A 4,909-nucleotide genomic window follows, 5' to 3' on the forward strand; every position below is an offset into this window, starting at 1 on the left:
ACCGGGGGCTGGCCAAGAACACGGCACAGCTGCACACGTTATTCGCGCTGTCCAACCTGTGGATGGTGCGCCGCCAATTGGGTGGGGTGCAGGCGTGAGTGCGCCTGCAAGGCGCGAAATCCGCCGCTGTGGCGGCAAGGACGCCGCGAAACGCGGCGATATCCCACGTCGATGAGACCACCCGTTTCAAAACCCCGCCTCAGATCAAGGCCGGCGCAGATGCGGGTGCTTTGTGCAGACCTTCCCTAGCAGGGGGCATCAACACGTATGCCCATGTCGAGCAAACCCGCGTCCTTAGCGCTTCACCAAGCTTGCATCAGGGCCCCACAGCTGGCCCTGATGCTTTCTGCGAGCCGCCGCAGGGCCGGCGTCAGGCGGTGCCGCCCCACGGCCATCCAATGCAGCGGCGCGGGTTCGCCGAGCCATTCCGGCAGCAGCGCCACCAGCCGCCCGGCCGCCAGGTCGGCGGCCACGTCGAGGCGGCTCTTGTAGGCGATGCCCAGCCCGGCCACGGCCCATTCGCGCACCAGGCCGCCGTCGTCCACGGTGCGGTCCCCACTGACCTCGACCGCGCAAGCCTCACCATCGGGTGACGTGAAGCGCCAGCGGCCGTGCAGGCTGTCGCCGAGCACCCAGCGCAGGCAGTTGTGGCCACGCAGGTCAGCGGGCGTCGCCGGTTGCCCGTGGCGAGCGACATAGGCCGGGCTGGCGCACAGCACGCGACGGTTGTCCGGCGCCAAGGGCAGGGCGATGAGACTGGAGTCCGGCGGCTCGCCGTAGCGCACGGCGTAGTCGACGGGCTCCTGCACAAGATCGGCCACCCGGTCGCTGAGTCGCAACTCCAGTTGCAACGCCGAGCTGCCATCGCTGGCAATGAAATCCTCGATCCAGTGCCAAAGATGCTGGCGCCCGATGTCGCTGGGCAGGCTCACCCGCAGGCGGCCGCTGAGGGGCTGGTCCTCGGCCGTGATGCCCCGCAGCGCGGCTTGGCCACCCTCCCAGGCAGCCAGCAGCTGCCGTGCATGCGGCAGCCATTGCTCGCCCGCCTCGGTCAGGCGCAGCCGGCGCGTCGAGCGCTCGAACAGCCGCACGCCCAGCTCACGCTCCAGCCTTGCAATGGTGGCGCTGGCCTGCACGGGGCCGAGGTCCAGGCGTCGCGCCGCTGCCGAGAAGCTGCCGGCCTCGGCGGCGCAGACAAAGAGCTGCAGCGGTGAAAAGCGATCCATCTTCATCTTTGTGATGAAACTGATTCGCCGATCCTAGTCTTTCTGATTTGAATGCTGGCTGCCACCATGACGGCCATCGTTGATTCGTCTCAGAAAGGACGCCCCATGAAAGCCGTCGGCTATCTGCAATCCCTGCCCATCGATCACCCCGAATCCCTGGTCGATCTCGAACTGCCCGCGCCGGCGCCCGGCCCGCTGGACCTGCTGGTTCGCGTCGCGGCCGTGTCGGTCAACCCCGTCGACACCAAGGTGCGACGCAACCGCGCGCCCACGGCATCCCGGCCCGAGGTCCTCGGCTGGGACGCCGTGGGCACCGTGGAGGCGCTGGGCCAGGACGTCAGTGGCTTTGCCATCGGTGACCGCGTGTACTACGCCGGCGCCATCAATCGCCCCGGCTCCAATGCCGAGCTGCAGGTCGTCGACCATCGCATCGCGGCGCTGGCGCCAAAAAGCCTCACCGATGCCGAGGCCGCCGCCCTGCCGCTGACCGCCATCACGGCCTGGGAGCTGTTGTTCGACCGCCTCGGCGTGCCTGAGGGCGGCGGCGCGGGCCAGAGCCTGCTGGTCACCGGCGCGGCCGGAGGCGTCGGTTCCATCCTCGTGCAGCTCGCCCGCGAGCTGACCCAGTTGCGCGTCATCGGCACGGCCAGCCGGCCAGAAACGCAGGACTGGGTGAAGCAACTTGGCGCCCACATCGTCATCGACCACAGCCAGCCATTGCGGCCGCAACTGGTGGCCGCCGGCGTCGCGGAGGTCGAGTTCATCGCCAGCCTCACCCATACCGAGCAGCACTGGGACGCCCTCATCGATGCCGCCGCGCCCCAGGGCCGTCTGGGCCTCATCGACGACCTCTCGGGCCCCATCGATGTGATGACGCTCAAGCGCAAGGCCCTGTCCCTGCACTGGGAAATGATGTTCACGCGACCGATGTTCGGCACGGCGGACGTCGCGGAGCAGGGCCGCCTGCTGGCGCGCATCGCCGCCCTGGTCGACGCGGGTCGTGTGCGCACCACGGTCAGCGAGCAGCTGCGCCCGATCAATGCGGCGAACCTGCGGCGGGCGCATGAACTCGTCGAATCGGGCCGCATGCGCGGCAAGATCGTCCTCAGCGGCTTCTGAGCCGCGTCGGACAGCGGCGGGCCCGCGCTGCGCCCTTGTCTGACGCCCGACCCCTGCCAGCCTGCCTAGGCTGGGGACATTGCGATCTTGACGCGGAACTGGTCGAAAGCCCATGTCCACTCGTCGCTTGGACGTCACTGCACCCGTCGTTATCGCCACGGCTGCCTGGTCCATCCCGGCCAAGGTGGCGGCGGYCTTTCCGGCGGAGGGCTCGCAGCTAGAGCGTTATGCCGCCGTCATGAACGGCGTCGAGATCAATTCCTCCTTTTACCGCCCGCATCGGCCGCAGACTTATGAGCGCTGGGCCGCCAGCACACCCGAGCACTTCCGCTTCGCCGTCAAGCTCCCGAAGCAGATCTCGCATGAGGCGCGGCTCGAAGGCATGCAGGAACTGCTGGTGCGCTTTGCCGGCGAAGCCGGTGCTCTGGGCCAGAAATGGGCCGTGCTGCTCGTGCAGTTGCCGCCATCCCTGCATTTCGACGCCGGCGTGGCCGACCGCTTCTTCAAGCAAGTGCATGCGGTGTTCGGTGGCGGCGTCGTCTGCGAGCCGCGCCATCTGAGCTGGTTCTCACTCGAGGCAGAGAAGTTGCTGCGCGATCACGAGGTGGCGCGTGCTGCGGTCGACCCGGCCAAGTGGCCGGGTTCCCACGAGCCCGGCGGCTGGCCGGGCCTGCACTACTTCCGCTGGCATGGCTCGCCGCGCATCTACTGGTCACCCTATGAAGAGGCCTGGTTGCAGGAGCGCGCCGAGGCGCTGCCGCGAGACGTGCCCTGCTGGTGCGTCTTCGACAACACGGCGTCCGGTGCGGCGCTGCAGGATGCGCTGCGGCTTCAGGCCCTGCTGTGAACCCGGCTCACCACTTGCAGCCCTTGCCGCGCGCCGCGTCCACGGCCAGTGGCAGGGCGGCCAGGATGCCGGCGTTCGCGTAGGCCTTGCGACAGTCCTTGTTGGCGGCATCTTCGATGGACTGCTCGAGCTTGGACTTGCGCTCCGGTGGCTGCGGCAGCATGTCGACCAGGCCCGGGCCGCGGCGGGCGGCAATGTCACCGCGCGGCAGTGACAGGTTCAGCGGCGCGCGCGGTGCGCTGGCCGCGGCCGACGGCGGCATGGGCAGGTCGGGGCCCAGGCGTGAGCCGGCATCGGGCGAGCCTGCCGCAGCTTTGGGTGCGGCATAAGGGCTGGCGTTGGGATCGCCTTTCGCCGGGCCGGCCGGGGCGTTGACCTCGCCGGGCACGTTGCCTGACAGCTCGTTCAGCGCCGACGCGCCAGGTGCGGCCGCGGCGGTTCGCGGGGTGGCGGTGCTTTGCAGCGGCGTGACTGCAGCACCGCCATCGGCCGACTCCAGGCGGCGCACCGGTGCCGGCAGGTCCTGGCTGTTCAGCGCCGGCGCCGTGGCCGTGGCGGCTGCCGCTGGTGCGCGCAGTTCGCTGGAGCGCGTCAGCGGCGTGACGGCGCCGCCTTCGGCTGTCGGCGCCTCCAGCCGCTGTACGGCGGAGGGCAGGGCGGTGCTCGGTTCAGGCTGGGCGACGGTGCTGGGCGGCGCGGCACGCAACTCGGCGGCGCGTGGCGGTGCCCGGCTCACACCCGCCTCGGCTGGCGCCTCGAGGCGGCGCACCGGGGCCGGCAGTTCGACGCTCGGCGTGGCGGTGGTGGCCGGCGCAGGCGCAGCGCGCAGCTCAGCCGGGCGGGGCAAGGCGGGCGCAGGGGCGGCGGGTGCAGCCTCCAGGCGGCGCACCGCCGAGGGCAGATCGGCAGGCAGGGTGGGCAACTCGGTCGGGCGGCTCGGCGCGCGCAGGCTGGTGGCGGAGGGCAATGGCGCCACGGCGGCCTCGGGCCTGGCTTCCAGGCGGCCAACGGCGGCGGGCAGTTCCGCCGAGGGCGTCTGCAGCGGCGCGGTGCGCGGCGGTGCGCTGAGGTTCTCGCGCTCCACGGGTTTGAAGCCTTCGGGCAGCTCCAGCGTCGCCGCGCTGGGCGGTGCGGGCGAGGGCTCCTCGGTGCGGGCGGCTTCGGGTGGCACTTCCTGCGGGTTCGTGCGGCCCAGCCTGGCGGCGCCAGCTTCGGTAACGGCGGGCGTTGGCCCACGCTGTCCGCCGGAGTCGGCCGTGCTGCTGTCGTTCGGCGGCGCGCCGGCTTCACTGCCGCTGCGGCCCAGCAGCTTGACGGTCAGGCTGCCCCAGATACCCTGGCCCGGCGCGGCCGTGCCGCTGGCGTTGCCGAAGACGAGCACCAGCCAGACGTGCAGCAGCACCGCCAGCAGCAGGCAGCGCTGCAGCTGCTTGGGGTCGGGCGGCAAACGGCGGGGAAGGGCGACGGCGGCAGTCACTGCGGGCGCATTTTGGCCCGGCGCCGCGCCCGGGTTGTTACCAGCTCCGGCGATCAGAAGATGGTTTGCGCGAAGGTGTCACGCCCGGCGGCCTTGGCGCGGTACAAGGCCCGGTCAGCGCGCTCGAGAAGGTCGTCGGCACCGTCGCCCACGCCGCCCCAGCAGGCCATGCCGACGCTGGTCGTCACGAGGATCTCGCCGCCCCCGGGCAGTGGCATCGGCGGGCGGATGGCATCGACG

At 70.9% G+C, this 4,909-nt stretch carries 5 protein-coding genes; 2 read left to right on the forward strand and 3 right to left on the reverse strand.

Features of this window, described 5'->3' with window-relative positions:
• Positions 1-302: 302 nt before the first annotated feature.
• Positions 303-1,226 (reverse strand): LysR family transcriptional regulator, encoded by a 924-nt coding sequence (locus tag ACXJKJ_RS29875; RefSeq protein ID WP_457394906.1) that lies wholly within the window; start codon positions 1,224-1,226, stop codon positions 303-305.
• A 105-nt stretch (positions 1,227-1,331) separates the two neighbouring features.
• Here ACXJKJ_RS29875 and ACXJKJ_RS29880 point away from each other — a divergent pair, with 105 nt between their 5' ends.
• Together ACXJKJ_RS29880 and ACXJKJ_RS29885 are read left to right on the forward strand one after the other, a co-directional pair.
• The gene (locus ACXJKJ_RS29880; protein WP_457394909.1) at positions 1,332-2,345 is read left to right on the forward strand and encodes a zinc-binding alcohol dehydrogenase family protein; all 1,014 of its coding nucleotides are present in this window, start codon (positions 1,332-1,334) and stop codon (positions 2,343-2,345) included.
• 112 nt (positions 2,346-2,457) lie between these two features.
• Entirely contained in the window at positions 2,458-3,192 is a 735-nt protein-coding gene (locus ACXJKJ_RS29885; RefSeq protein ID WP_457394912.1) for a DUF72 domain-containing protein, read from the forward strand.
• A 7-nt stretch (positions 3,193-3,199) separates the two neighbouring features.
• Here the strand turns inward: ACXJKJ_RS29885 and ACXJKJ_RS29890 are convergent, their stop codons facing one another.
• Together ACXJKJ_RS29890 and ACXJKJ_RS29895 are read right to left on the reverse strand one after the other, a co-directional pair.
• Positions 3,200-4,669, reverse strand: coding sequence for a hypothetical protein (locus tag ACXJKJ_RS29890; RefSeq protein WP_457394914.1), 1,470 nt, complete (start codon positions 4,667-4,669; stop codon positions 3,200-3,202).
• Between the two features lie 53 nt (positions 4,670-4,722).
• The coding region (locus ACXJKJ_RS29895; RefSeq protein WP_457394916.1) for a diguanylate cyclase domain-containing protein at positions 4,723-4,909 on the reverse strand (187 nt) is incomplete at its 5' end.

The sequence above is a fragment of the Roseateles sp. P5_E1 genome (genome assembly GCF_054049335.1).

Coding starts and splice junctions, on each gene's coding strand:
- ACXJKJ_RS29875 (WP_457394906.1), bottom strand. CDS start 1,226: ATGGATCGCTTTTCACCGCTGCAGCTCTTTGTCTGCGCCGCCGAGGCC.
- ACXJKJ_RS29880 (WP_457394909.1), top strand. CDS start 1,332: ATGAAAGCCGTCGGCTATCTGCAATCCCTGCCCATCGATCACCCCGAA.